The sequence below is a fragment of the Candidatus Methylomirabilota bacterium genome, assembly GCA_036005065.1.
Lineage (GTDB): Bacteria > Methylomirabilota > Methylomirabilia > Rokubacteriales > DASRDR01 > DASYQW01.
In genome coordinates this window covers 1-26,575 of sequence record DASYQW010000051.1, presented here as the reverse complement: position 1 = coordinate 26,575, position 26,575 = coordinate 1, and the positions used below count along the sequence as shown (strand labels likewise).

The following is a 26,575-nucleotide window of genomic DNA, read 5'->3' as shown; positions in this document are numbered from 1 at the left end:
TCGGGTGGCCGATGTCGCTCGACGCGTGGAGGGCGTTCAGGACGGGCTCGCGCCCGGTCACCGCGCCGATCGTGCCGCGAAGATCACGATAGAGCGGGTGGTCCCGGCCGACCTCGGCGCCGGCGGCGCCGAAGAGCCAGTCGAGAGTGGGCGGGTCACCGCGGAGCCACGGGTCCCCGGCGGCGGCGGCGCCGAGCGTCTCGGCGACCTCCGCCTGCACGGACTCCATCGACTCGCCGGGCGGGAACGTGATCGAGCCCGCCAGCACGCACGTGTCGCTGGCTCGCCCGAGGCGGTCGGGCGCACCGGCGTGGACGTAGGCGAGCTGGAGGTTGGTCGCGCGGCCGATGGCCGCCTCGATCGCCGGATGACGGACGCGGGCGGCCCGGCGGTCGGCACATGCCCGGAGCGCGATCGCCAGGACGGCCACTTTCTCGATGGGATCGACGGCCCGGTGGGCGAACGGCGTCTGCTCCGGCTCGCGGGTGTCGGCCGGTCGACCCCGGACCGTCACCCGGAAGCGGAGCAAGCCCGGGGTCGCGGCTTTGATCTCCGCCAGGCCATGCCCGGACTCCGCCGGGTGGAGATAGACGGCGGCGTCGGCGCGATGCCCGCGGCCGAGCACGGCGACGATGCCTCGCGCGTCCCGCTTGCTCGGCGAGCTCGCGGCGATCAGGCCGCCCCGCGGCGTGAGGCCGGCGTCCCGCAGCGCGTCCAGCGCGCCGACCATGATGGCCACGCCGGCCAGGTCATCGGCCACCCCCCAGCCGCGTACCCGGCCGTCCTCGATCACGCCCGCGAACGGCGGGTGGCGCCAGCGCTCGGTCCCGGCGACGGGCTCCACGTCGGGGTGGGCGAAGAGGAGGAGCCGGACGGCGTGCGCGTCGCCGAGGCAGCCCACCACGGCGGTCCGCTCGCCCGCTTCCTCGCCGTCTCGGACGAACTGGTGCGGGAGGGCGAGGTCGCGGGGGGCGTAGCGGAATGTCTCGACGCGGCAGCCGGCGTCATCCAGGGCCGCCGCGACGAGCGCCTGGGTGGCCGCTTCCCCGGCCCGGGCCACGCGCACCAGCTCCTGAAGCCGGCGGACGCTCCGCTCGCTGCCGCGGTCGACCGCGGCTGAGACCCGGGCCGGGCGGTCCGCCATGGTGAGAGGAATGTACCAGAACTCACTGCCAGCCGGCATGGTGGTGTCACCCGGGCCGCCTCTTGACACGTCGCGCAACGGGGCCATACCATCCGCCGAGCCTGTGGCTATCCGAAAGGGAGGGCGTCATGCGCGTGAAGACGTGGGCTGTCGCGTCGCTCGCCGGTGTCCTGCTCGGCGCCTCTGTTGGCGGAGCTGGAGAGGATGCGTCAGAGCCTGGTGGCGGCCGGCCAGAGGCTCGGCTGCGCGCCCTCGGGATGAGCGAGGGTCGCGCATGACCCCGCCGTCGGCCGAGACGATCCCGGGCCGCGTGGTGGACGAGCGGACGATTCCCCCCGGCAGCCACTGGTCCGGCGTGGTCCGGGCCGGCCAGATCCTCCGGATCGTGGACCTCGAAGGCCGGCAGGCCGTCGACTTCCTCTGCTACAACGCCGCCGACCCGAGCGAGCGGTACAACGCCGCCGACACCATGAAGGTGGCCGGCACCATCGTCCTCACGGCCGGTCATCGTCTCTACTCGGACATGGGCCGGCCGCTCTTCACGCTCGTGGCCGACACCGCCGGGGGCCACGACACCATCGGCGGCTGCTGCAGCGCGGAGTCGAACCGCCTGCGGTACGGGGTCGAGGGGACGCCGAACTGCCGCGACAACTTCCTGCGGGCGGTCGCCCCCTTCGGCCTCGGGAAAAAGGACGTCGTGGCCAACGTGAACTTCTTCATGAGCGTGCCGGTCGGGGCCGATGGAGCCATGGCGATCGCCGAAGGCCGCTCCCGTCCCGGCGACTACGTCGACCTGCGCGCCGAGATGGACGCGCTCGCCGCCCTCTCCAACTGCCCGCAGATCTACAATCCGGCCAGCGGGGGCCGGCCGACGCCGATCCGCCTCGTCCTCTACGAGCCGTAGGTCAGGTCTTCGGAAACCCCGGGGAGGCCTTCAGCCGGCGGAGCTGCTGGAGGTGGTCGCCGTCGTGGCGGGCCTGGAGCATCCACCACTGGCCGAGGTCCAGGTCGCCGAGGGCGAAGTGCCGCCATCGGAGCGCGCGCGGATCCACGGCGCCGAGGCGGTCCAGGGACTGGCGGCTCCGCTCACGCGTGGCCTTCATGTCGGCGAGCAGCTCGGCGATGGGCCGCCCCTTCTCGGGGCGGACCACCGGTGGCGCCTCGGCCGGCCCGGGCGGCCATGGCGGCAGCGGCGTGAATCCCGCGAGGTCGGCGGGGAAGGGCGCCCCTCCCGGCCCCGCCTCCTTGAGGAGCTTGGAGGTGAGCTTGCCGGTGGCGACCTCGGCGAGGGTGAGGTGATGGACGATCTCGCCCACCGACCAGTCCCGCTCGCTGGGGCGCCAGTCGGACTGCGCCTGGGAGAGGCCTTCGACCTCCGCGAGGACCTCGCGGCGGATGGCTTCCAGGTCGCGCCAGAGGGTCTCGACGGGCGGCGGCAGCGCCATGGCGTCCGTGATGAGAGTTGCGGCGGCTAGGGCGCCGCGACGACACGGTGGACCGTGCCGCCAAAACCGGTCACGTAGATCTCCCCCGCCTGGTCTTCGCCGAACGACGTGATCATGAGCGGCGCGACGAGGAGGCGAGTCACCGTCCGGTTCTGCAGGAGGAAGATCTCTCCCGAGCAGAAGTCGCCGAAGACGTATGACCCGGGCGGGAGGCTCGACCGGGTGCCGCGGTAGACGTACCCGCCGATGATCGAGCACCGACGGCCCGTGTGGCCGTACTCGGCGATCGGCGGGATGAACCCGGGAAGGCCGCACAGGGCCGGGTCGAGGTTGGTGCAGAGCGTCCCCTCGAAGACGCGCCACCCGTAGTTGCCGCCCCGCCGGATGATGTCGACCTCTTCCCGGGCATTCTGACCCACGTCCCCCGCGTAGAGCTGCCCCGTGGCGCGGTCGAACGAGAAGCGCCACGGGTTCCGGAGCCCGAGGGCCCAGATCTCGTCGCGTCCGGGAATCGAGCCGAAGAAGGGGTTGCCGGGGGGCGACGAGTACGGCTTGGTCGGGCTGGTGGGGCGGTCGACGTCGATCCGCAGGAGCTTCCCGAGCAGGGTCTCGAGGTTCTGGGCGCGGTTCCCCGGATCGTTGCCGGCCCCCCCGTCGCCGAACGCGATGTACAGGAAGCCGTCGGGTCCGAACTCGATCATCCCGCCGTTGTGGTTGACGAATGGCTGGGCCACGGCGAGAATCCGGAGCTCGGCCGGGTCGGCGACGTTGGGGTTGGTGGCCGACACCCGGTACTGCGCGATGATCGTCGCGCCGTCGGGCCGGCGCGTGTAGTTGACGAAGAAGCGGCGATTCTGGGCGAAGCGGGGATGGAAGGCCAGGCCGAGGAGGCCGCGCTCACCTCCCGCCAGCACCTTCGGGCGGATGTCGAGGAAGACACTCGGGGTCGTCGCTCCTGGCCGAAGCACCTTGATGCGCCCGGGCTGCTCCAGGATGAACAGCCGGTTGCTTCGGTCTCGCGGGTGGGTCACGTAGGTGGGGAACGACAGGCCGCCGGCCACCAGCCGGAGCTGGATGCGGGGGGCGGCCGGGTCCGGCTCGGCCGCCCCGGCGGAGAGCCCGAGCGTGAGCGCGGCGGCCACGGCCAGCCCGCCCAGCTGCCGGTCGACGGGCGGTGTGGACCGGGAGCGCCTCACCGCTTCGGGGCCGAGTCCACCAGGCTCTCGATGAGCGCGCGCGCCTCGGGCGAGTCCCAGGCGCGAGGGCCGACGATGCGCGCGAGAAGCTGCCCCTGCCGATCGATGAAGTAGAGGGTCGGCGGGCCCCAGACCCCGTACAGCTTGCCCGTCACCTCACCGCTCTGGTCCAGGAGAACCGGCGCGACGTAGCCGCGCTCGCGGGCGACCTGCTTCACCTTGCCGGGATCCTCGCGGAAGCTGACGAGCACCAGCTCGAATCCCTTGGCCTTGAACTCGGTGTAGAGCTTGTTGAGGGGAGGCAACTCCTCCCGGCAACTCGGTCACCAGGTGGCCCAGAAGAAGAGGAGCACCACCCTGCCGCGCAGGTCCACCAGCCGGACCGTCTTGCCGTTGAGATCCGGCAGCGCGAAGGCCGGCGCGGGCTTCGGGGGGTCGTAGGTCTGGGCCTCCAGCGCGGCGAAGTCCGGGCGGGCGCCGAGCGCCGAGCCCGCGGAGAGCGCGAGGACGAGCGCGGCGGCGACCATCCGGGGCGTCACGCGCCCGACTCCCGGAGGGCCTTCAGGACCTCGTCGGCGCTCAGGAGATCCAGCACGTTCTCCTGGATCTTCACGTAGCGGACGACGCCGTTCCGATCGATGATGAAGTACGCACGCCGGGCGTAGCGGAAGGTCGGGCTCTTGTCGTCCGTCACCATCGCGTCGTAAGCCGGCAGCATCTGGCGGCGAAAGTCGGAGAGGAGCAGGTGCTTGACGTTGTTCTGCTTGGTGAAGGCTTCCAGCGTTGCCGCGTGATCCGCGCTCACGCCCACGACCTGGGCGTTCAGGGCCTCGAACTGCGGCAGCGCCGCCTCGAAGCCCAGGATCTCCTTGGTTCAGGGTCCGGTGAAGGCCTGGATGAACGTGTAGAGGACCACCGGCCCCTTGCCGGTGAGGTCGGACAGCTTGACCTGCTTGCCGCCGGGCCCGGCCAGCGTGAAGTCGGGGGCCTTCTGGCCGACCTGGAGCGCCTCGGCCGGACCGCCCAGGATCAGGCCGCCGGCCAGGCCCAGCAGGAGGCCGGAGGTGAGGAGGAGTCGACCGCGCATGGTGTGTCCCTCCTGTGAGCGGGTGTTGGGGGCTACCGAGTACGATACCATGAACGCACCGCCATGAGCCGGCCCGGGCCGATCCCCGTCGCAGCCCGTCGTCCTCCATATCGCCGGGACGCGCTCGGCCTGCGGTCTCGCGTCCGTCCCGTCCCTCCGGTGGGGTCGTCGGCGAGCCTCGTCCCAGGGGTCCGGTGAGCCGGCTCACCTTCTTCATAAACGGCGTCCTCCTCACGATGGTTCCCGAGCGCCCCCTGGCCGAGGCGCTCGCCGTGCGGGATGGACACATTGCGGCCGTCGGAGGCCGCGAGGCCGTGCTCGCGCTCGGGACGGAGGACCCCTCGGTGGTGGACCTCGCCGGGCAGGCGCTGCTGCCGGGCTTCGTCGATCCCCACAACCACTTCGCCGTCGCGGCCCTCGAGGGGTTCTGGGCCGACTGCCGGACCCCGCCGCTCCGAACGATCCCCGAGGTCCAGGCGGCCCTGCGCGCCGCGGCCGCCGCCACCCCGCCCGGCGCATGGGTGCGCGGTCTCGGCTACCACCACGGACGCCTCGCCGAGCGCCGCCACCCGACGCGAGCCGAGCTGGACGAGGCCGTCCCCGACCGGCCGGCGTTCCTCCTCCACTTCTCGCATCACCAGGGAGTCGCGAACTCGCGGGCCCTCGCCGCCGCCGGGATCACCCGGGCCACACCGGACCCGCCGGGTGGCGAGATCGGGCGCGACCGGGCGGGTGAGCCGACCGGGCTTCTCTTCGAGCGCGCGATGGCGCGGATCGAGCGGGCCTCGCGCGAGGGATGGGAGGGGCGCTTCGGCGCGGTCGCCGCGGAGGCGACCCGGCGCTACGCCGCCGCCGGGCTCACGACGATCCAGGACGCCGCGGTGGGCCCGTCCGTGGAGCGTCGCTATCACGAGGCCGAGCAGGCCGGTCGGCTCGGGATCCGCGTCGCCCGGATGGCGGTGACCTCGTCGGGCTGGTTCGATCCACCCTGGAAGGAAGCGCGCGCCCGGGGCGAGGACCGGGTCCTCAAGGTGTTCGTCGACGGGGGATACCGCTGCGCCATGCGGCTTCCGCGGGATGGCCAGGAGGTGGTGAGCGGCTTTCTCTTCTACCGCCGGGACGAGCTCGCCGAGCTTCTGGTGACAGCCTGGCGCGCCGGGTGGCGGGTGACCTGCCACGCCATCGGGAACCTGGCGGTGGAGACGTGCGTCGGCGCCATCGAGGATGCGGTCCGGCGCGAGCGGAGCGGCGAAGGGCGCGTCCGGATCGACCACGTCATGTTCGTGACCGCCGCGCTCATCGAGCGGATCGGCGCCCTGGGGCTCCGGGTCGTGACCCAGCCGTCGCTCCTCTACGACCAGGGGGCGCCCAGCGTCCCCCTCCCGCCGGATCTCCACTGCCATGCCTTCGGACGGTTCCGGGAGGCCGGGATCCCGCAGGCCTTTTCCTCGGACCACCCCTGCGGCAGCCTGGCCCCCCTCACCGGCATCGCGGCCGCGGTGACGCGGCGGACGCGAGAGGGAGCGCTCGTGGATCCGACGGAGGCGGTCTCGGTCCAGGCGGCGCTCGCGGCCTACACGATCGAAGCGGCCCGCGCGATGGGCCTCGAGGCCGAGTGCGGGAGCCTGGAGGCGGGCAAGCGCGCAGACCTGGTCGTGCTGGACCGGAACCCGCTCGAGGTGCCGCCCGAAGAGCTCGAGCGCCTCCAGGTGCGGAGGACGTTCGTGGCGGGCGGCCAGGTGTGGCCATGAGGCGGCCCGGGCCGATCCCGGTCACGCCGGGAGGAGACCGATGAGCGACCGCGATGCGCTCTTTCGCGAGATCGGCGACTGCCTGGACGAGGCGCTGGCCCTACAATCCCGGCTCCTCGACCTGACCGAGCGGGTCCACGCGGCGGCCGGCATGAGCACGGCCGACCGGGCTCTCCGCGGCAGGGTGACCGGGCTGTTCTTCGGGGTCCTGGCCCACGTCGAGGCGCTCACCCGGCTGGCTCGCGAAGAGACCTGACCGCCTCGCCCCGGGAACTCCGGGCCCGCTCGGCCCTCTAACGGGATAGGGAGCCTCCGGCGACGGCGATGCGTGGCCCCGGCGCGAATCCTTGTGGGCCATCGGGCCCCTGAGGTAGGCTCGGGCCGTGTGCCGGGGCGACCATGCGTGAGCCGTCACCGGCCGATGAGTCCGGGCTCGTGGCCCGGCTCCGGGCCGGCGAGGCGCGGGCGTTCGAGGAGCTGGTGACGGCCTACCAGCACCGCGTCTTCGGCGTCGCGGTCCGGATGCTGGGGAACGGGGCCGAGGCCGAAGAGGTCGCGCAGGAGGTCTTCCTCCGGGTCCACCGCGCGATCGGCGAGTTCCGCGGGGAGGCCAAGCTCTCGACCTGGCTCTACGCGATCACCTCGCGGCTCTGCCTCAGTCGGCTGGGTGGCGGCGAGCGGCGGCTCGGCCGCGAGGGCGAGGAGACGCTCACGCGGCTCCGGAACGGCCGAGCGGACCCCGCCGCCGAGCTGGAGCGGGGCGAGCTGGAGGCGGCCCTCCACCGAGCCATCGCGGAGCTCCCCGAGGATCGTCGGCTCGTGGTGGTGCTGCGGGACCTCGAGGGACTCGCCTACGAGGAGATCGCGGGGGTACTCGACCTCCCGGTCGGCACCGTGCGCTCGCGGCTCCACCGGGCCCGGATGGACTTGAAGGACAAGCTGGAGCGGTTCTTCCCGTGACCTGTCACGACGCCCGCGAGCTGTTCTCGGCCCGCGTGGACGAGGCGCTGACCGCCGAAGAGCGGGCGAGTCTCGACGCCCACCTCGCCGGATGCGGGGACTGCCGGCGCGAGCTCGACCGCTTCCGCCGGACGGTCGCGCTTCTCCACGGCGTGGCCCCCGTCCGCGCGCCCGCCGGCTTCGTCGACCGCGTGCTCGAAGCCGCCCGGCCCGGGCCGTGGCGGACGCGCCTCCTGCGGCGCCTGTTCTGGCCGCTTCCCGTGAAGCTCCCGCTGCACGCCGCCGCCGTGGCCTTGATCGCCGTCACCGCCGTCTACCTCTACGAGCACGCGCCCGAGGTCCGGGAGGCGGCCCGCCCCCCGGCGCCGCCGTCCCCGACGGTCGAGGCCCCGCGCCAGGAGCCGCCGAGGAAGGAGGCGCCGCGAGCGGCGCCGCCCCCGGTCCTGGCCCCCAGGGGGCGACAGGGCGTCGCGCCCTCCACGCCGGCGCCTCCGCCACCGGCGCCCGAGGTCCAGCTCAAGAAAGAGCGGGCCTTCGACACCGGAGACGTGGCGCCGCCCGAGCGCGAGGTGAAGCCCTCGGGGCCGTCGGAATCCCCGCCCCTCCCGGAAGCCCGCTCGGACACCTCCGCCGAGCGAGCGAAGAGCCTGGCGCGTCCCGCCGCCCCGCCGCGCGTCGCGGACCAGGCCGCCCCCGTCGGTCGGGTCTCGGGGCGCCTCGCCGTTGGCGATCGGGACACGGCCGACCGCGCGCTGGGGGAGCTCCTCGCCCGGATGGGCGGCGTCGAGGTGGGCCGGCGCCAGGAGGCGGGAGGGGTCGTGGTGGAGATCCTGCTGCCGGGCGTGGCCTACGCCGAGTTCGCCGAGGGTCTCGCTCGCATCGGCCGGTGGCAGCCCGATGCCGTGCCCGGCGAGCTCCCCGCGCAGGTCCGACTTGCGCTGCGACTGACCGACTGAGCTCCCGAAGGAATTGACGCCGGATTTTGCCGTGCGGGGACAACGGGATAACACGGGCTGCTGGTGGGGGGAGTTTGGGGGGGAGCGGCAGCAGGCGCTCCCCCCCAAGCTCAACTGAAAGCCCTCCGGAACTTTCCCGGCCGTCTCCGGTCTCACTGGCCAGACGTCACCCATGTCAGGCCAGCAGGAGGACGGCGCCATGACGATCCAGTCGATCGTGCTCGCACTGGGGGTGCTCCTCGCAACCGCTCCGCTCGCCGGGGCGGCCCCGCTCAGCATCACCCGGGAGACCCAGCGGGATGTTCAGGTCACCATCTACAACGGAAACCTGGGACTGGTGAAGGACGTGCGCGAGGTGCGCCTGCCAGCCGGCACCGGCGAGGTCCACTTCATGGACGTGGCGGCCCAGATCGATCCCACGACCGTCCACCTCCGCTCTCTCGGCGATCCCGCCGGACTCAGGATCCTCGAGCAGAACTACGAATACGATCTCCTGTCGAGCCAGAAGCTCATGGAGAAGTACGTGGGCCGAAAAGTCCGGCTCTACACGCCCGACGGGACTTACCACGAGGCGACGCTCCTCACCACCCAGGGCCCCGTCTTCGAGATCAATGGCCAGATCCACCTCGGACAGTACGGGCGCCTGGTGCTCCCGTCCCTGCCCGAGAACCTGGTGGCGAAGCCGACGCTCGCCTGGCTCATCCGGAATCAGAGCGTGGCCCCCCAGCGGATCGAGGCCTCGTACCTGACCGGCGGGATCACCTGGCGGGCCGATTACGTCATGGTGCTCGGCGCCGGCGAGGATCGCGCCGACGTCACCGGCTGGGTCACGATCGACAACCGGAGCGGCGCCAGCTACGGCAACGCCGCCCTCAAGCTGGTGGCCGGTGACGTGAACCGCGCGCCCGACCGCCGGCGGGACGCCCGGATGCTCGAGGCGGCGGCCAAGGCGGCTCAAGCCCCCGAGGCCAGCCGCGAGTTCGCGGCCGAGGGGTTCTTCGAGTACCACCTCTACACCCTGGACGGCCGTACGATGATCAAGGACAACCAGACCAAGCAGCTCGCCCTCATGTCGGCGGCTGACGTGCCGGTCCGGAAGGAGCTGATCTATTACGGGGCCCAGGACTACTACCGGAGCGCCTATGGCGTGCCCATCTCCAACCAGAAGGTCGCCGTCTATCTCGAGCTCAAGAACAGCGCGGACCACCGGCTCGGGCTGCCGCTGCCCAAGGGCAAGGTCCGTGTCTACAAGGCGGACCGCTCAGGGAGCCAGCAGTTCGTCGGCGAGGACTGGATCGATCACACGCCGAAGGACGAGCAGGTGAGGATCAAGATGGGCAACGCCTTCGACGTGGTCGGGGAGCGGACGCAGAAGGACTGGCGGAAGATCGCCGGCAACCTCTACGAGGTCGAGTGGGAGATCGCCCTCCGCAACCACAAGAAGGAAGGCCAGACGGTGACCGTGATCGAGCCGGTGCCCGGTGACTGGCAGGTCCTCGCCTCGAGCCACCCGTTCGAGAAGATCGAGGCCCACACGCTCAAGTATCGGCTGCCGGTCCCCAAGGACGGCGCGGTGAAGCTCACCTACCGGGTCCGCCTGCGCTTCTAGGTCATTTCCGGGGGGTCTCGGAAGACCCCCCGATGCCCCCCCTCTCGGATTGGGTGGGTGGGCGCGGCGGCACAGCCGCCGCTCGGAGCGCCGCTCGCCGCATCGCGCGCTCGGGGCGAGCTACCGGGATACTCCGACACACTCCTGGGTCAGCGGAGGGGCCTCAAGAACTCTTGCCAGCCTCTCGAGTATCGGATCATGCGGAATCTCTTGCTCCATGCAAACGGCGTCGAAGGTCCGGGCCGCGCGGCGTCGACTTCGCCTTGACAGCCGGGGGGCCGCACGCGATCCTGAACGCATGTACCGGCGAGCGGCGAGCGCGGTGCTTCGGGTCGCCTTGGTGCTGGCCTGCGTCGTGACGCTGCTCGGGCACCTGTGCGTGCCGCTTCAAACCGCCCATGCTGGTAACCCGACCGATCCCTCGGTGGCCGAAGCGCTGGGGGAGACCTCTCACGCGGCGTCCTGCGAAGCCCTTCCCGGCTCCTCGGTGAGGTGTCCGGGCTCCCTGGCCGTCGACACCCGAATCCCGGCGTCAGCCGTGCGGGTGACCGAGACCGGGGCCGCGGTCGACACGCCGGCTCCGATCCCGCGACCGCCGCGGTTCCTCCTGCACGCGACCCTCCTGAACTAGGCCGCGCGACTCCCGTCGTCACGTCGCCCTCCCGGAGCTAAGTTCCCGGGAGGGCGCTCTGCGAAGTATCCCGATCCGAGGAGCCAACACATGCGCGCGATGACATCCCTCCACCCAGCCTCGACCCCCGCGGCGGGGACCGTCTACACCTGCCCGATGCATCCCGAGATCATCCGGAGCGAGCCCGGCGCCTGCCCGATCTGTGGCATGGCACTGGAGCCTCGGGTCCCCGTCCTGGAGGAGGCGGAGAACCCGGAGCTCCGGGACATGACGCGCCGCTTCTGGGTCGGCGTCGCGCTGACCGCCCCGATCCTGCTGCTCATGCTGGACGACCTGATCCCGGGGCGGCCCCTCCACGGCGCCCTCCCGGCCGGGCTCGTGGCCTGGGGGCAGGTCGCGCTGGCGACCCCGGTCGTCTGGTGGGCCGGGTGGCCGTTCTTCGTGCGGGGCTGGGCGTCGATCGTCAGCCGGAGCCCCAACATGTTCACCCTGATCGCCCTCGGGACGGGCATGGCCTATGGCTACAGCCTGGTCGCCACGCTCGCTCCCGGCCTCTTCCCGCACGAGGTGCGCGGCCACGGCGGCGCGGTGGGGCTCTACTTCGAGGCGGCGGCCGTCATCACGGTTCTCGTGCTCCTCGGGCAGGTGCTCGAGCTGCGGGCCCGGAGCCGGACCGGCCAGGCCATTCGCGCCCTCCTCGGGCTGGCGCCCAAGACGGCCCGCCGGCTCGACGCGGACGGCCGGGAGGCGGACGTGCCGCTGGAGCAGGTGGAGGTTGGCGACCGGCTCCGCGTGCGACCCGGCGAGAGGGTCCCGGTGGACGCCGTGGTGCTCGAGGGAACGAGCGCGGTCGACGAGTCGATGGTCACCGGGGAGCCGATCCCGGTCGAGAAGCGTCCGGGCGACCGCGTGATCGGCGGGACGGTCAACGGCACCGGTGGGCTCGTCGCCCGCGCCGAGCGGGTCGGGCAGGAGACGCTGCTGGCCCAGATCGTGCGGATGGTGGCCGAGGCCCAGCGGAGCCGGGCGCCGATCCAGCGGCTGGCCGACGTCGTCTCGGCGTATTTCGTCGTCGCCGTGGTGCTGGCGGCGGCCGGGACTCTGCTCGGGTGGGGCCTCTTCGGACCGGAGCCCCGGTGGACGTACGGCGTGATCAACGCGGTGGCCGTGCTGATCATCGCGTGCCCCTGCGCTCTCGGGCTGGCCACGCCGATGTCCATCATGGTCGGCACGGGTCGCGGGGCGCTGGCCGGCGTCCTGATCAAGAACGCCGAGGCGCTCGAGGTCCTCGAGAAGGTAGACACGCTGGTCGTGGACAAGACCGGCACGTTGACCGAAGGGAAGCCGCGGCTCGTCTCGGCGGAAGCCCAGGCTGGCGTCGCTGAGGCCGATCTGCTGCGCCTGGCCGCCGGCCTCGAGGCCGGGAGCGAGCACCCGCTGGCGGCGGCGATCGTCGCCGGGGCGCGCGATCGCGGCGTCCAGCCCGGCGCCGCCCGCGACTTCCGCTCGCTGACGGGCAAGGGCGTCACCGGCACCGTCGACGGCCGAGCGGTGGCGCTGGGCAACCCGGCGCTGCTGGCCGACCTGGGAGTCGATCCGGGCGATCTCGCCGACCGCGCCGAATCGCGGCGCCGCGATGGCCAGACGGTCATGTTCGTCGCCGTCGACGGCCGGGCCGCCGGCCTGCTCGGGGTGGCGGACCCGATCAAGCCGTCCACGCCCGAGGCGATCCAGCAGCTGCGGGACGAGCGCGTCCACCTGGTCATGCTGACGGGCGACAGCCGGACGACGGCCGCGGCCGTCGCCCGGACGCTCGGGATCGAGCACGTCGAGGCCGAGGTGCTGCCCGACCAGAAGAGTGCCGTGGTCAAGCGGCTCCAGGGCGAGGGCCGCGTGGTGGCGATGGCCGGGGACGGCATCAACGACGCGCCCGCCCTCGCCCAGGCCCACGTCGGGATCGCGATGGGAAGCGGCACCGACGTGGCCATGGAAAGCGCCGGGGTGACCCTGGTGAAGGGGGACTTGCGGGGGATCGTCCGCGCCCGGCGCCTCAGCCGGGCCACCATGCGGAACATCCGGCAGAACCTCTTCTTCGCCTTCCTCTACAACGCGCTGGGCGTCCCCCTGGCGGCCGGGGTCCTGTATCCCGTCTTCGGGCTGCTCCTCAGCCCGATCGCGGCCAGCGCCGCGATGACGTTCAGCTCGGTCTCGGTGATCGGGAACGCCCTCCGCCTCCGGGGGGCCGAGCTCTAGACAAGGAGTCGACGATGAAGACGCGGTCGTTCGTGGCACTCAGCGGAGCCGCGGCCACCATCCTGCTCGGCGTTCTGCCAGTGACGGGACAGTGGGTGACGCGAGACCATCGCTGGCCGCCCCGGGGGCCCTGGAACTGGGCGGTGCCGCGGGAGCTGCCGCAGCTCTTCCGGGAGTTCAACGGCATCGACTTCGGCCACGCCCATCTGGCCGAGACGCTGCTCCGAACGCAGAACTCCGAGGAGGTGGAGCGCGCGCGCCTCGAGGTGCTGGACTTCATTTTCAGCTCCCCCGCCGTGCCGCCCGACGAGGAGCAGGTGGCGCCAACCCTGACGCGGATGGTGTGGGAGGCGCAGAGCGCCTTCAACTGGACGCACACCCTCCACCGCAGCGTCTACGACATCCTGGCCAGCGGCCGGGTCACGGACAAGGACGCCACGATCCGCGCGGTCCTCGCCGATTACCTGGCGAAGCCGGAGGCCCTCACGCCCCACCGCCTCGACCATCACGGCAAGCTCTGGAGCTTCCCCGAATCGAAGGCGTTCTCCCGGAAGTTCCCGAAGTTCAACACGCAGATCTGGGCGTATCACTGGCTCCAGGCGGCCGTCTACGACGTCCAGCTCATGGGGAGCGCGGCCCGGCAGCGCGAGCTGATGCCGCGGATCATCGAGTGGTACCACGGCTATCTCCGTCAGCCCCCGGTCGAGTGGCAGTTCATGCCGATGCTGTCGGAGGGCGCTCCGGAGTTCACCGCGCGGTACCCGGAGCTGGCGGCGATCTTCGACAACCTCCACATGCTCCACGACAACATGGACGACGTCCTGAGTCGTCCCGATCTCTACCCCACGCTCGGCGCCAAGCGCGAGGCGATCCTGCGCATCTTCTCGATCTACCTGCAGCGTAATCACGAGCCCCAGGAGCGGTATGCGGAGTACCACGCGGCGCCAGCCCCGGCCGGCGGCGGCCACGGCATGCCGATCGGGGCCGCGGGGCACCAGGGCATGACGGGCATGGGGCACGGTTCGATGACGGGCGGCATGGCGATGGGGCCCCGACCGCCGTCGGCTCGAGAGGTGCTCGAGGGCAAGGCGACCCGGGACACAGGCCAGGCTCCCGCCGAGCATCAGCCGACCGGCGGTCAGCCGCATCACTGAGGGATCGATCATGCGCCTGCCATTCCTGTTCGCCGTCGCCCTGCTCGCGGCCGGCATCCCGCGCGCCTACGCGATCGACCACGCGAACCTGGACGAAGGGCGCCCCCTGCGGCTGGAGGACGCGTACCCGGTCGCCACCGGGGAGTGGACGGTCGAGGCGGGGGCCGGGTTCACCCTGCAGCGCCGGGGCCCGGACCGCGGGTTCTTCCCCGTCGAGGTTCTCCACGGCGCCTTCCCAAACTTCCAGCTCGGGCTCGGAAGTACGCTCTCCACCGACCCGCACGAGGTCGACGAGCCGACCAAGTCCGGGGACCTCCAGCTCAGCGCGCTCTACAACTTCAATCAGGAGACGCTGAGCCTTCCCGCGTTCGGGCTGAAGCTGACGGTCAACTTCCCGACCGGGGTCGACTCGTCAGGGATCGACCTCGAGGTCAAGGGCATCGTGACCAAGTCGTTCGGCCGGCTCAGCTTGCACCTGAACGCTGCCTACGAGTTCCTCACCTCGGACACCGACACCCGGCGGGTGACGGTCAGCTCGCACGGCGCGCCGAGTATTACTTCAGACGAGCGCGACGGCCGGTACAAGCTCGCGGCGGGAGCCAGCTACCCGGTGGGCGCGCCGCAGTACACGCGAACGACCGTCCTCGGCGATCTCTTCGCCGAGCAGGGGAGTCGCCGCGGGGAAGCCTCCGTGGTCGGGGTCGAGGTGGGGTTTCGCCATCAGCTCACCTACCGCGTGGTCGTGGACGCCGGGGCCGGCACCGAGCTCACCGGCCCGGCCGAGCGCGCGCGCTTCTTCGTGACGGCCGGGGTCTCGATCGGGTTCTAGTTTTTCGGAGGGGGCCTCTGCGGCCCCCTCCGAGGCCTCCGTGCGCCGGGCATGGCGCGTCGCATCGGATGAGACCGGTGCGAGAACCGGAAGGCGAAAGCCGACCGGAAAGTGACCAGGAGGTGCAAGTCCTCTGGAGACCCTGGTGACGGGAACTCCTAGCCGACCGGCCACTGCGCCGTCGTGAGGCGGTGTGGGGAGGGAGCCGTAGGCAAAGCTCCGGCCCGAGGGACACGAACCGCATACGAGGCGCTGCGCTGGCGGGCGAGGGGGCGGAGGCACCCGAAGCCCGATAGTCACCCGGACCGGCGGGGCGTAGATGCGGCGGGTGGATGGGGCGAAGGTCACGCGTCTTACCCCGGGAGACCTCGCTTGCGTCCGAAGGGGCGACGCCGGGAGGCGGCGCGAGGAGCCAGCCGAGGCCGTAGTAGCCGCCGCGCACGGCGGTGAAGGGCCGAACACGAGGAGCCGAACCGGCACCGAGGGCTCATGCGGGCCAGAGACCCAGGGCAGAGGGCTGAGAAGCCGGAGCGGTCCCGGGGGGAGGGCGGCGGCACCGCCGGAGGCCCGGGGGCCGCGGGTCAAGGCCGCACGGCGTCCGGAGAGGAGGCCGGGGACGGGGCTCAGGGGCTCATGGAGGAGGTGGTGCGTCGCGAGAACATGCAGGCAGCCTACCGGCGTGTGGTGCGGAACGGCGGGGCGGCGGGGGTCGACGGGATGACCGTCGAGCAACTCGGCGCGTACTGCCGGGAGCACTGGTCGGGCATCCGGGAGGCACTGGTGACGGGCACGTACACGCCCCAGCCGGTTCGGCGGGTGGAGATTGCGAAGCCGGATGGGAAGGGGACGCGGGTGCTCGGCATCCCGACGGTGGTGGACCGGATGATCCAACAGGCCCTGCTCCAGGTGCTCGATCGGATCTTTGACCCGACGTTTTCGGACGGGAGCTTCGGCTTCCGGCGGGGGCGTGGCACCCAGGAGGCGGTGGGGCGCGCTCGGGAGCACATCGCGGCGGGCCATCGATGGGTGGTGGACCTGGACCTCGAGCAGTTCTTTGACCGCGTGAACCACGACGTGCTGATGGCGCGGGTGGGGCGGCGGGTGAGGGACAAGCGGGTGCTCCGGCTGATCGGTCGGTATCTACGGGCCGGGATGCTGGAGGGGGGGCTGGTGTCGCCCCGGCTGGAGGGCACGCCGCAAGGCGGGCCGCTCTCGCCCTTGCTCAGCAACGTGCTGTTGGACGAGCTGGACAAAGAGCTGGAGCGCCGGGGGCACCGGTACGTCCGCTACGCCGACGACTGTAACGTCTACGTGAAATCCGAGGCGGCGGGCCGGCGGGTGATGGCATCACTGGAGCGCTTTCTCCGGGAGCGGCTTCGGCTGCGGGTGAATCGGGACAAGAGCGCAGTGGCGCGGCCGTGGGTCCGGCGGATACTGGGTTACACGGTGACCTCGCACACGCAGCCGAAGCTGAAGCCGGCTCGCCAGTCGGTGGACCGACTCAAGAGCAAGCTCCGGCGGATGCTGCGGCGGGGTCGAGGGCGCTACGTAGGGAACACCGTCCGCGATCTGGCCCCGGTCATTCGGGGCTGGGTGGCGTATTACCGGCAGGCCACCGTGGCAGCAGGGTTTGAGGGGCTGGATGCGTGGCTCCGTCGGAAACTGCGCGGCTTGCTGTGGCGGCAGTGGAAGACGCCCCGCACTCGTCTGCGAGAGCTCTGTTGTCGCGGCGTGGACCGGGGCCATGCGTCGGCGGTCGCGTACGGCTCGCACGGCCCTTGGGCTGTGGCGGGGAGCCGTGCGATGCACCGGGCGGTTCCGACCGCCTGGCTGACCGGGCTTGGGCTCGTGGGCTTTCTTGATGAGCACCGGAGGCTTGCGCGCGCCTTGTGAACCGCCGTATGCCGAACGGCACGTACGGTGGTGTGGGAGCCGGGCCCTTCGGGCCCGGCTACCCGATCCCAGGACAGGTTGCGCCGGCGAAGCCGGCGCTCGGAGCGGGAACAGCAACCGTCGGCGGTCTGGCGTTCGCGTAGCGCCTGTTAACCGGACAGGCTCCCTGAGTCTTTTCGGTGGGTCTCGGGTCTCTAGGAGCTTGTCGGAGTCACCACGCACAACGGCTCGCCCAACCGTTCACGGTTGGTGTTCCGCTCCGGGCGCGGGCTTTGCCCGGGCATCCGACTCTTGGGGGTGGGTCTGGAGGGGGCCGCGGAGGCCTCCTCCCATTGTCTAACGACGCCGGAGCTTGGCGAGCTCCTCCTTGGCCTTCACCGCTTCCTCGGTCGACGGGAACTGATCGACGAGAAATTGAAGGCGCGCCTCGGCGAGGGCCGGCTGCTGGAGCTCCAGGAGCGCCAGGGACTCCTTGTAGAGCGCCGTCGGGACGCGGTCGCCGCGTGGGTGGTTGATCAGCACCCGGCGGAACTCCTGAACCGCGCGCTCGAACTCCTGGGTGGACCGTGTCCGGTCGCCCCGGCCCTGCAGATCGCGCGCGAGGCTGAAGTGTGATTCACCGACCCAGTACTGGGCCTTCTCGGCGAGGTCCGTCTCGGGGTAGAGGCGGATGAACTCCTTGAACGCCGCGATCGCGAGGTTGTAGTTGCCTCGCGTGTAGTCGATGTACGCCGTCTGGTAGAGATCGGTCGCTTGGCGCGCGGGTGGAACCGAGGTCGCGGCCGAGGCCCCGGGCCCCGCGGGGGGCGGGGGGCCGGGAGCGGAAGCGGGGGGAGCAGGCGCGGGCGTCACCGGCACCGGGGCCGGCCCGGTCCGCGCGGCCTCGGCCGGCGGCGCGATGCGGGGACCTGGAGCTCCGCCCGGCGGAGGACCGCCCACCTCGAACTGGAGTGCGAGGGTATCGACGCGCCGCCGCAGCTCGTCCAGCCGCCCCTGGATCCGCCCGGTCTCTCGGCTAATGTCCTCGAGTCGCGTTCCGAGCTGGGCGAGGCTTCGCTGGAGCTCGGTCAGGGTCTGGGCGTTCTGGCGCTCACCGCGCTGGAGATCGGCCTTGACCTCGGCCTGGCCCCGCTGGATCGACTGCTCGAGGCGCGCGAGGTCCGTCCGGATGCGGGAGACGTCCTCGCGGAGGAGGGGCGTGGTTTCTTGGGCGGCACAACCGGTGAGGATCAACCATCCGGCAGTGCCGAGAACCCACCCCCTCCCCCTCGGCGGACTCACGACGGCGCGTTACTGCTTGACGAGGAAATGCGCGCGGCGGTTCTGCGCCCAGCAGGCCTCCGTGCGCTCCGTGCAGAGAGGCCGCTCCTCACCGTAGCTGATCACGGTGATCCGCGATCCGTCGATCCCGAGCGAGACCAGGTAGTCCCGCGTCGCCTTGGCCCGGCGCTCTCCGAGCGCCAGGTTGTACTCGTTGGTCCCCCGCTCGTCGCAGTGCCCCTCCACCAGGAGCAGGGCGTTCGCGTTGGACTTGAGCCACTTGGCGTTCTCGTCGAGGACCCCCTTGTCCTGCGCCCGAACCTCGTATTTGTCGAAGTCGAAGTGAATATCCCGCAGCGCCGAGGTCTCGACGAACTCCTTCGGTGAGGGCAGCGCCGGAATCGTCGTGCCGGTCGCGCCCGCCACACCGGGACCGGCGGCGCCCGCGCCGGCCCCGCCAGCCCCACCCGGGCCGGACCCGAGGCCGCCCGTGCCGCCCGCGGTCCCGCCGGGGCCGCTCCCGATCGTGCCGGGAGTCGATCCTCCGGTGCCGCCCGCCCCGGCCCCGGACTCGCTGCCGGTTCCGGCGCCGCCCGCCGCGCTCGGTCCCGCCCCGGTCCCGGGGCCGGTGCCGGCCGCGGGCGACGGCTTCTTCGGGCAGCCGGTCAGGAGGACCGACGCCACGAAGAGCGCAGCGATCGTGAGAGTGATCTGCCAGGGTCTCCGGTTCATACCACGCTCCTTTCTCCGCTCTGGCTGGATCGCGAGCTCATTGCGGTCGCGGAGACCAGCTCGGGCTGGTTGCCTCGCCGCGGTCTCGCGTGAGAGGTTGCTGCTCCGATCCATCCGCCAGCATGGTGTAGAGCTGCTGACGCCCGCCCCGAGATGACGTGAACGCGAGGTGACGGCCATTCGGGGCCCAGGCGGCGCTCTCGTTGTTCCCTTGCCCCTGAGTGAGCGGACGCGCGTTGCCCCCGTCCGGCGCGATCGCCCAGAGGTCGAACCCGCCGGCGGTCCGGCGGGTGAAGACGATGGTGTCGCCGCGAGGAGACCATCGAGGTTGGGTGTCGAAGCCGCTGAGGGTGAGCCGCCGGGGATTGGCGCCCTCGGCGTCCATGATCCAGATCTGCGGCGAGCCGGAACGATCCGAAGAGAAGGCCAGCTCGCGGCCGGTGGGCGACCATGTCGGGTCGGTGTCGATCGCGCGGTTGTTGGTGAGCCGGCGGAACTCGGAGCTGCCGATCCGCAGCGAGTAGATCTCGGGATTGCCATCCTTGGAGAGCGTGATGGCCACCGTGCGCCCGTCCGGTGCCCAGGCCGGCGCCGTGTTGATGCCGGGCCAGGCCGAGAGAAGCTCCGGCTCCCGCCGCCGCGGGTTGAAGGGGTAGATCCGGAAGAGGTAGGGGTAGCCCTTGAAGAAGGACGTGAAGGCGAGCGTGGAGTCCACCGGGCTCCACACCGGCGACAGCGTGATGCTTCGGAGATCGGTCAGCGCGACCTGGTTGAACCCGTCATAGTCCATCATCGCGAGTTCTTTGTTCTGTCCCGACCGGGTCACGTACGCGATCTTCGTCTCGGCGATTCCGCGCTCGCCGGTGAACTGATACACGATCTCGTCGGAGATCCGGTGGGCCAGACGGCGATGCTCCCTGAGAGGCTCCGCCCAGAAGCTCTTCTGCGCGATGAGGCGGAACTCCGGGTTGGTCAGGTCGTAGAGCCGGAAGTCGACGGTGACCCGCTGCCCCGCGATGCTCTGAAACCCGTGCATCGCCGCGTGCGCTCCGGCGGCGGCGAAGTCGGCCAGCTTCTTCCGGAGCGCCTCGCTGTCGGTCGGCAGCGGGGGCTCGTTGGCCACCACGGTGAAGAGGGCCGAGAAGCGGAGGTCGTTTCCGATGATCTCGGGCAGGGCCCGGGAGAAGTTCCCCTCGTCCGCCGTGTTCGGCGCGCGCCCGAATTCCGGAATCGCGATGCCGAGCTTCTTCGTTCCGCCCTGGGTGACGTTGAGAAAGACGTCGACCCCCTGCGAATGGGAGGGCGGCGTGAGCTGGGGCAGGGGGAGGACGATGAATCCCAGAGCCATGGCCAGGACCGCCAGACCACCGACGACACGTTTCACGGCATCATCCCTGATCGGGTCGGAACTCGAACCCGAAGTGAACCTTGAGCGATGGCGCCCTGAACTCCGGCGGGAGCGGCGGGAACGGGCTCGCTTCCATGATGGCGCGCAGCGCCGACTGGTCGTAGAGGGCGTTGCCCGAGCTTCGCTCGACCGCGGGCTCCTTGATCTGGCCATCCCGCCCGATCTCGAACAGGACGACGGCGCGCTCCCCGCCGATCGCCGCCGTGCGGGGCGGTGTCCACCGCTCGCTGATCTTCGCCTGGATCTGCCGGAGGTAGTACGTGAACGGGAAGTCGCTGACGTCCAGGCTGATGCTGCCGGTGGCGGGGGCGGTCGAGTCGGGCCGGCCGAGACGGATGGGCTCCACCGGTCGAGCCACCGCGGCCGTGGGGGGCGGTGCCACGGGTGCCTGGGGCGGCGCCACGCGCGGAGGTTCCGCCGGGGGCGTGGCCGGCGGCGGCGGCACGGGCGGACGCTCGAGCAACCGCTCGCGCGGCAGGCGCGTGTCCAGCGCCGGCGTCTCCTTCTCCGCCTTGCGCGGCAGCGCGAGCTCGGACGGGGGCGGCGGGGTCACCTTGGCGACCTCCGGGGCCCGCGGGGGCGCGACCGACTCCGGCTTGGGCGGCGGCGTCTCCTTGGGCGCCGGAAGCTCGGCCTTTTCCGGCTTGGGCGGCGGCGTTTCCTTCGGCTGGGGCCGCGGGGCCTCGGCCTTTTCGGGCTTCGGGGGGGCCCGCTCCGGCACCCGCGGCCGCTCGACGACCCGGGGGGCCGGGCTGCCCAGCGGTGGGGCCGCCGGCACCAGGTTCACGACATAGATCTTGGACTGGTCGGCTTGCGCATTGACGAACGCCGAGAGGGCTGCCGCCATGACGATGAACAGAGCATGCCCGATGAAGGACAGCGCGAAGAACCCGTACGGCGGTGGCTCCTCGGGCGGCCCGATGAAGCGGCGGGGAACCCGGTATGCTGTCTGGGCCATCGTCCGTCCGCCCTCGCGCCATTCACCGCTTCGGAAGCGGCTCGGTCACCATGCCCACCCGCTCGACGCCGGCGCGACGGACGCGGTCCATGGTCTCGACCACGTACCCATAGGCGATGTCCTTGTCGGCCTTGATGAAGATGGTCTTGTCCGTCCGGTCGCGGAGCAGGTCGCGCAGCCGCGTCTCGAGCGTCGCCAGCGGAAGTGCGCGGTCGTTGATGAAGAGCAAGCGATCCTTGGTGATGGTGAGGACCAGTCGTTCCTCGATGGCGGTCGGCTTGCTGGACGTTCTCGGCAGGTTCACGTCGATCCCCCGGTACATCATCGGCGCGGTCAGCATGAAGATCAGGAGCAATACCAGGACGACATCGACGAGGGGAATGACGTTGATCTCGGCCAGCGTGCCCCGGACGCGCCCCGAACCCTCGGCGCCCGCGTCGACCCTAATAGCCATTCTTCAGCGACTTCACCACCCGGACCAGACGACGCTCTATCAGGTTGGCGAACTCCAGCGCAAAGTTGTCCATCTCGGTCGCCCAGTGACGGACCTTGCCCACGTAGAAGTTGTACCCGATGACCGCCGGGATCGCCGCCGCCAGCCCGGCCGCGGTGGCGATCAGCGCCTCGGCGATGCCAGGGGCGACCACCGCCAGGCTCGCCGAGCCCTGGGTCCCGATCGAGTGGAAGGACGTCATGATCCCCCATACGGTGCCGAAGAGACCGATGAAGGGGCCGGCGCTGGCCGTGGTGGCGAGAAAGGCCAGGTAGCGCTCCATGCGTTCGACCTCGGACGACTGGACGCGCCGCATGGCGCGCTGAACGGACTCGAGGCGTTCGGGCCCGATGCCGTCCTCGCCCTCCTCCGGCGGACCGTCCATGAGGTCCGGGAGAGGGTTGCCGGTCCCGCCGAGCTCCTGGTACGCCGCCCCGTACACGCGGGCCAGCGGGCTCGCTCGCAGCCGCTTGGCCCCGCCGGCCACCACCGAGAAGCGCCGCGACTCGCGATACACCTTGAGGAACCGGGCGGTCTCCCGGGTGATGCCACGGAACTGCAGCGCCTTCTGGAAGATGATGGCCCAGCAAACGACCGAGAGCAGGAACAGAACGAGGAGGACAAATTTCGCGACCAGCCCAGCGGAGGCGATCAGCTCGCCGAAACTGCCTAGGTTTGCGAAGTTCAGGAAGCCGCCCAACTCCTCACTCACTCCACCCGGCCTGAGTACGAACGAACGGAGAGGCGTGAAATGCGCAGCTTCATGATACGCACACGCGCGCGCCGGTGTCAAACATTTTCAGGACTTCCCGCGTGGTTCTGCGCGCGCCGAGCGCACTCCGCGAGGGCTTTTCGTTTGACAGTACGAATCCCCCTCCGGTATAACGAGCCAGACCCCGACCCCGGAGGTCATCTGCGGCTGATGGTGCAGGGCCAACTGACTTCGCTTCATGTCGTCTCACCCGCGCCCTTCGGGCGCGCGTACTCGCGTGGCTCGGAGGCGCCCTAGTCCTTGGTGTTCCGTTCGCCGGGCCCGATCGCCCTTTCCCTCCGGTTGCCGGCCGATCTCCCGCTGGTCGGCTCGCTCGCCCTCACGATCCGCTGGTATGGCGTGCTCATCGCCTCCGCGATGGCCCTCGGTCTCTGGCTCGCCTCGCGGGAGGCGACCCGGCGAGGCGAACAGGCGGACGAGCTCCTCAAGGCCGCCGAGTTCGCGCTGGTCGGCGGCCTGATCGGCGCCCGCTTCTACTACGTCCTCTTCAATCTCGACTACTATCAGACGCAGCCCTGGTGGCGCATCTTCGCGGTCTGGGAGGGCGGCCTCGCCATCCACGGCGGCATGATCGGCGGTCTCCTGGCCGGAGGCGGCTACGTCTGGTCCCGCGGCCTGCCTCTTCTCCGCTACCTCGACATCGTGGCGCCGTACCTGGCGCTCGGTCAGGCCATCGGTCGCTGGGGGAACTTCTTCAACGAGGAGGCCTTCGGCCGCCCGACCGGCCTGCCCTGGAAGCTCTACATTTCCGAGTCGCACCGCCCGCCCGAGTTCGTGGATGCCGAGTACTTCCACCCGACGTTCCTCTACGAGTCGCTGTGGAACCTGGGGGTCTTTCTCGTGCTCGTCCTCGCCCTGCGGCGGCGCTTCGAGCGCGCGCCGGGCGCGCTCTTCTTCGGCTATCTCGGCCTCTACTCGCTCGGACGGTTCTGGATCGAGGGGCTCAGGACCGACAGCCTCATGTTCGGCTCGCTCCGGGTGGCACAGCTGATGAGCGTCATCGCGGTCCTGGCCGCGGCGGCGATCGTTCCCCTCCTCCTTCGCCGTCACCCGCGCGAGCGCGGCTGAGAGCCTGCTGTGAAGAAATCGATGCGGGACGTACCCGTGCGGGGACGACGCGACGCAGCAGGCAGCAGGCGCTCCCGCCCCGAGCTGGGCTGAGGCGGGAATGCGGCGAGGAGCGGGCGGCGGCGGGATCCGAGGGCGCCCGCGCCGGTCGGTCCGGAACGCCCGGCCGCGCCCGCTCGGGCGTCCCCGGTCCGGGCCGCCGGCGGCGCCGCGCGCGCCCTCCTTGGCCTTCGCCTGCCTCGGCAGCTCGGGCGCCGTGCCCTCCGCCGAGCGCGACACGACGGCCATCCTGGTCCGGGCCGGCCGCACCTTCTGCCTGGTGGACGTCGGCGGCAGCCCCGTGCAAAAGCTCCGGCGCCTCGCCGTCGATCCTGTCGAGCTCGGCGCCGTCGTGATCACGCACACGCACCCCGACCACGTCTACGGGCTGCCGGCGCTCGTCCAGAGCCTGCTCGTGCTCGGCCGCCGGGCACGGCTGCCCGTGTACTGCCGTGTCGAGCACGTGGACCGCCTCCGCGCGCTGCTCGAGCTCTTCGGGCTCCTCGACGAGCCCGGGGGCTTCGAGCTGTCGATCCTGGGTGTCGAGCCGCGCCCCGGGGTGCCGGTATTCACGACGGGCGACCTCGCCGTGAGCGCGTCGCCGAACGTCCACGGCCGGATGCCGAATCTGGCCGTCCGGGCCGAGGCCGGGGGACGGAGCCTGGTCTACTCCTCCGACACGCGGCCGTGCGACGCGGTGGCGAGCCTGGCTCGCGAGGCGAGCGTGCTGATCCACGAAGCGACGTTCGCCCAACCCGATTCGACTCAGTGGCATTCCACCGCCCGGGAAGCCGGGCAAATCGCCCGCCAGGCGGCCGCCCGCCGACTCTTCCTGGCCCACGTCGGCTACGACAACCACCGGAGGCTCGCCGCCCACGTGGCCGATGCCCGCGCCGCCTTCGGCGGTCCGGTCGCCGTCGTCGACGAGCTGCGCTGGTACCGGGTCTGAGTGGTGGGACGCTTCCGCCGCCTTCTCGCGCGTGAGGGCGAGCCCCGGGTCGGGGAGCCGGTCGACAGCATCGCCCGGCATCTCGAGCGGCTCGTGTTCCGCCTGGGCCTGGCCATGCTCCTGGCCGCCCTTCTCTTCGTCGCCGCGCTGGACGAGCGGACGGCCGCCCTCGTCGCCCTCGCCCTCGCCAACATGGGGGTCGTGATGGTGGCGAGCTGGCGCTTCGGCGCCACCGGCCGCTGGGCGACCGTCGCCCTGGCCGCGCTCTGCTGGACCGGCGCCATGGAGCTGCGGAACCTCCGGTGGCCGCCCGAGGTCCCCTGGTGGGACGCCGGACTGCGACTCGCCATCCTGGGGACGCTGGCCGCCGGCGTGAGCGCCTTCCGGGCGGCCATCGGGCGGCTGCTCCGAACGGAAGACGTTCTGGCGGCGAGCCTCGTGCGTGAGCGCGACTCGGCCCGCCGGGATCGCCTCACGCGCCTCTGGAATTCGCGCTACTTCCACGAAGTCCTCGAGCAGGAGCTCGCCCGCTGCCGGCGATACGGCCGGCCATTCGGCCTCCTGCTCGTCGACCTCGACGGCTTCAAGGCCGTCAACGACACGGCGGGCCACCAGGCTGGGGATCACGTCCTGCAGGTGGTCGGCCAGGTCCTTCGGGAGAACTGCCGCGCCACCGACTTTCCGGCGCGTCTCGGCGGTGACGAGTTTGCGGTGGTCCTACCCGAGGCGACGTCGGAGATGGTGCACCGGTACGCCGCCAAGCTGGTGGCCCTCATCGCCGCCGCCCCGTTTCCCCCCGACCTGCCCCGGGTGACGGCGAGCGTGGGGGGCGTCGCTTTCCGCGAGGCGCCGGCCTCCGCGCGGGCGGCCGTGGCCGCCGCCGATCACGCCATGTACTCGGCCAAGCGGGACGGCAAGAACCGGGCCTTCGTGGCGCAGGCCGAGCGGACCCGGTGAACTTCGTCCTGGACATCGAGACCATCCCCCGGGACCTCCGTGGCGAGCCACGGAAGATCCAGGAGTACGTCTGGGATCGCGCGCTCCGGCGGGACCCGGAGGAGGCGGGGGCGGTCACGCTCGAGGACTACCTCGCCGCGGCGGATGCCGAGGCGCTGGCGCCGCTCCGCGTACGGATCGAGCGGTACATGGCGCTCCGACCGGAGTTCGGCCACGTGGTCTGCATCGGCATGGGGCACGATGCCCGCGGACCGGGCGACCTCGAGACGAAGGCCCTCACGGCGCGGCGCGTCGAGGACGAGCGGGTGATCCTCGAGGGCTTCTGGGAGATCGTGCGGGCCCGCCGTGACTGGTGCTTCATCACCTACAACGGCCTCGCCTTCGACGTTCCGTTCCTGCTGCGGCGGTCGATCTATCTCGGGCTGTCCCCGACCACCGGCCTTCCGCTGCGCCCCTTCGCGCTGGACAGCCACTTCGACGTGATGCGGGTGCTCGCCAACTGGGAGCGGGCCGAATCGATCCGGCTCGACATCGTGGCGGAGCTGCTCGGGCTCTCGAAGACGCCGGCCGGCATGGAAGGGTCCCAGGTGCTCGGACTCTGGCGGGCGGGTCGAGTCGACGACATCGAGGCGTACTGCCTCGGCGACGTGCGGCTCGTCTACGAAATCTTCCTCCGCATCGCGTCCTTCTTCCGTTAACGGCTCTGGCGGCTAGGTCATTTCGGGGGGTCTCGGAAGACGCCCCCGATGCGGCTGCCCGACCGGCGCTCACCCGCGAGTCCAGGGCCAGCCCCGTCATGGACGAGGGCCGGTGACGGGTGGGTGAGGTGCCACCATGCCGCTCCGGCCGCGACCGCGGATCCGAGCGCGAAGCCCGTCACCACGTCGGCCGGCCAGTGGGCGCCGAGGAGGATGCGGGCCAGCCCGACCGCCATCATGGTGAGGAGGGCGAGCCCTTGAATGCCGAGGCGCCACGGACGGGCGAGCCGCGACCGCCCCACGAGGTAGACGACCAGCACTGCGAAGGTCGCG

The 26,575-nt window shown here is 71.4% G+C and carries 27 protein-coding genes; 15 read left to right on the top strand and 12 right to left on the bottom strand.

The genetic code is table 11. The features are described from left to right. On the bottom strand, positions 1-1,183 hold a 1,183-nt coding region (locus tag VGW35_03705; protein HEV8306747.1), incomplete at its 3' end, for a M20/M25/M40 family metallo-hydrolase. Between the two features lie 235 nt (positions 1,184-1,418). Between VGW35_03705 and VGW35_03700 the strand changes: the two genes are divergently transcribed. Then, entirely contained in the window at positions 1,419-2,048 is a 630-nt protein-coding gene (locus tag VGW35_03700; GenBank protein HEV8306746.1) for an urea amidolyase associated protein UAAP1, read from the top strand. 1 nt (position 2,049) lies between these two features. Here VGW35_03700 and VGW35_03695 read toward each other — a convergent pair whose 3' ends face one another. The 4 genes from VGW35_03695 to VGW35_03680 are packed head-to-tail and all read right to left on the bottom strand — an operon-like array spanning position 2,050 to position 4,872. Next, the gene (locus tag VGW35_03695; GenBank protein ID HEV8306745.1) at positions 2,050-2,589 is read right to left on the bottom strand and encodes a DinB family protein; all 540 of its coding nucleotides are present in this window, start codon (positions 2,587-2,589) and stop codon (positions 2,050-2,052) included. A gap of 26 nt (positions 2,590-2,615) precedes the next feature. Next, complete coding sequence (locus tag VGW35_03690) at positions 2,616-3,731, bottom strand: PQQ-dependent sugar dehydrogenase (GenBank protein HEV8306744.1); 1,116 nt, start codon at positions 3,729-3,731, stop codon at positions 2,616-2,618. A 50-nt stretch (positions 3,732-3,781) separates the two neighbouring features. Then, the gene (locus VGW35_03685) at positions 3,782-4,312 is read right to left on the bottom strand and encodes a TlpA disulfide reductase family protein (GenBank protein HEV8306743.1); all 531 of its coding nucleotides are present in this window, start codon (positions 4,310-4,312) and stop codon (positions 3,782-3,784) included. Positions 4,313-4,320: 8 nt separating this feature from the next. Next, positions 4,321-4,872, bottom strand: coding sequence for a peroxiredoxin (locus tag VGW35_03680; GenBank protein HEV8306742.1), 552 nt, complete (start codon positions 4,870-4,872; stop codon positions 4,321-4,323). Between the two features lie 194 nt (positions 4,873-5,066). On the opposite strand from VGW35_03680, the gene VGW35_03675 reads away from it, so the two are divergent. The 10 genes from VGW35_03675 to ltrA all read left to right on the top strand — a co-directional run bounded on the left by VGW35_03675 (position 5,067) and on the right by ltrA (position 16,908). Continuing rightward, positions 5,067-6,623 carry an amidohydrolase family protein gene (locus VGW35_03675; GenBank protein HEV8306741.1) on the top strand — a complete coding sequence of 519 codons (1,557 nt, stop codon included), beginning with the start codon at positions 5,067-5,069 and terminating at the stop codon, positions 6,621-6,623. A 40-nt stretch (positions 6,624-6,663) separates the two neighbouring features. Beyond that, complete coding sequence (locus tag VGW35_03670; GenBank protein ID HEV8306740.1) at positions 6,664-6,879, top strand: hypothetical protein; 216 nt, start codon at positions 6,664-6,666, stop codon at positions 6,877-6,879. Between the two features lie 179 nt (positions 6,880-7,058). Beyond that, entirely contained in the window at positions 7,059-7,583 is a 525-nt protein-coding gene (locus tag VGW35_03665) for a sigma-70 family RNA polymerase sigma factor (protein HEV8306739.1), read from the top strand. After that, complete coding sequence (locus VGW35_03660; GenBank protein ID HEV8306738.1) at positions 7,580-8,539, top strand: zf-HC2 domain-containing protein; 960 nt, start codon at positions 7,580-7,582, stop codon at positions 8,537-8,539. The genes VGW35_03665 and VGW35_03660 overlap by 4 nt, the downstream gene beginning before the upstream one ends. Before the next feature lie 199 nt (positions 8,540-8,738). Continuing rightward, positions 8,739-10,148 (top strand): DUF4139 domain-containing protein, encoded by a 1,410-nt coding sequence (locus VGW35_03655; GenBank protein ID HEV8306737.1) that lies wholly within the window; start codon positions 8,739-8,741, stop codon positions 10,146-10,148. 298 nt (positions 10,149-10,446) lie between these two features. Then, on the top strand, positions 10,447-10,779 hold the full coding sequence (locus VGW35_03650; GenBank protein HEV8306736.1) for a hypothetical protein: 333 nt from the start codon (positions 10,447-10,449) through the stop codon (positions 10,777-10,779). 90 nt (positions 10,780-10,869) lie between these two features. Next, complete coding sequence (locus tag VGW35_03645) at positions 10,870-13,032, top strand: copper-translocating P-type ATPase (GenBank protein HEV8306735.1); 2,163 nt, start codon at positions 10,870-10,872, stop codon at positions 13,030-13,032. A 14-nt stretch (positions 13,033-13,046) separates the two neighbouring features. Beyond that, on the top strand, positions 13,047-14,186 hold the full coding sequence (locus VGW35_03640; GenBank protein ID HEV8306734.1) for a hypothetical protein: 1,140 nt from the start codon (positions 13,047-13,049) through the stop codon (positions 14,184-14,186). A gap of 10 nt (positions 14,187-14,196) precedes the next feature. Further along, the gene (locus VGW35_03635) at positions 14,197-15,015 is read left to right on the top strand and encodes a transporter (GenBank protein HEV8306733.1); all 819 of its coding nucleotides are present in this window, start codon (positions 14,197-14,199) and stop codon (positions 15,013-15,015) included. Positions 15,016-15,660: 645 nt separating this feature from the next. Next, entirely contained in the window at positions 15,661-16,908 is a 1,248-nt protein-coding gene (gene ltrA, locus VGW35_03630; GenBank protein HEV8306732.1) for a group II intron reverse transcriptase/maturase, read from the top strand. Positions 16,909-17,244: 336 nt separating this feature from the next. Here ltrA and VGW35_03625 read toward each other — a convergent pair whose 3' ends face one another. The 6 genes from VGW35_03625 to VGW35_03600 are packed head-to-tail and all read right to left on the bottom strand — an operon-like array spanning position 17,245 to position 22,471. Then, positions 17,245-18,141, bottom strand: a complete 897-nt coding sequence (locus VGW35_03625; GenBank protein HEV8306731.1) for a tetratricopeptide repeat protein — start codon at positions 18,139-18,141, stop codon at positions 17,245-17,247. A 57-nt stretch (positions 18,142-18,198) separates the two neighbouring features. After that, positions 18,199-18,900, bottom strand: a complete 702-nt coding sequence (gene pal, locus VGW35_03620; GenBank protein HEV8306730.1) for a peptidoglycan-associated lipoprotein Pal — start codon at positions 18,898-18,900, stop codon at positions 18,199-18,201. A gap of 37 nt (positions 18,901-18,937) precedes the next feature. After that, the gene (tolB, locus tag VGW35_03615) at positions 18,938-20,284 is read right to left on the bottom strand and encodes a Tol-Pal system beta propeller repeat protein TolB (protein ID HEV8306729.1); all 1,347 of its coding nucleotides are present in this window, start codon (positions 20,282-20,284) and stop codon (positions 18,938-18,940) included. Between the two features lie 4 nt (positions 20,285-20,288). Further along, on the bottom strand, positions 20,289-21,266 hold the full coding sequence (locus VGW35_03610) for a TonB family protein (GenBank protein ID HEV8306728.1): 978 nt from the start codon (positions 21,264-21,266) through the stop codon (positions 20,289-20,291). A 22-nt stretch (positions 21,267-21,288) separates the two neighbouring features. Beyond that, a complete protein-coding gene (locus tag VGW35_03605; GenBank protein HEV8306727.1) occupies positions 21,289-21,720 on the bottom strand; it encodes a biopolymer transporter ExbD in 432 nt (143 codons plus the stop codon). Then, positions 21,710-22,471 (bottom strand): MotA/TolQ/ExbB proton channel family protein, encoded by a 762-nt coding sequence (locus VGW35_03600; protein ID HEV8306726.1) that lies wholly within the window; start codon positions 22,469-22,471, stop codon positions 21,710-21,712. Before VGW35_03600 ends, VGW35_03605 begins: the two co-directional genes overlap by 11 nt. Positions 22,472-22,774: 303 nt before the next feature. Here VGW35_03600 and lgt point away from each other — a divergent pair, with 303 nt between their 5' ends. The 4 genes from lgt (at position 22,775) to VGW35_03580 (ending at position 26,242) form a co-directional block, all read left to right on the top strand. After that, complete coding sequence (lgt, locus tag VGW35_03595) at positions 22,775-23,599, top strand: prolipoprotein diacylglyceryl transferase (protein ID HEV8306725.1); 825 nt, start codon at positions 22,775-22,777, stop codon at positions 23,597-23,599. A gap of 223 nt (positions 23,600-23,822) precedes the next feature. Continuing rightward, complete coding sequence (locus VGW35_03590; GenBank protein ID HEV8306724.1) at positions 23,823-24,587, top strand: MBL fold metallo-hydrolase; 765 nt, start codon at positions 23,823-23,825, stop codon at positions 24,585-24,587. 3 nt (positions 24,588-24,590) lie between these two features. Continuing rightward, positions 24,591-25,544: a GGDEF domain-containing protein gene (locus VGW35_03585; GenBank protein HEV8306723.1), complete on the top strand. Its 954-nt coding sequence runs from the start codon at positions 24,591-24,593 to the stop codon at positions 25,542-25,544. Then, positions 25,541-26,242, top strand: coding sequence for a ribonuclease H-like domain-containing protein (locus VGW35_03580; GenBank protein ID HEV8306722.1), 702 nt, complete (start codon positions 25,541-25,543; stop codon positions 26,240-26,242). The genes VGW35_03585 and VGW35_03580 overlap by 4 nt, the downstream gene beginning before the upstream one ends. 17 nt (positions 26,243-26,259) lie before the next feature. Here VGW35_03580 and VGW35_03575 read toward each other — a convergent pair. Then, the coding region (locus tag VGW35_03575) for a phosphatase PAP2 family protein (protein HEV8306721.1) at positions 26,260-26,575 on the bottom strand (316 nt) is incomplete at its 5' end.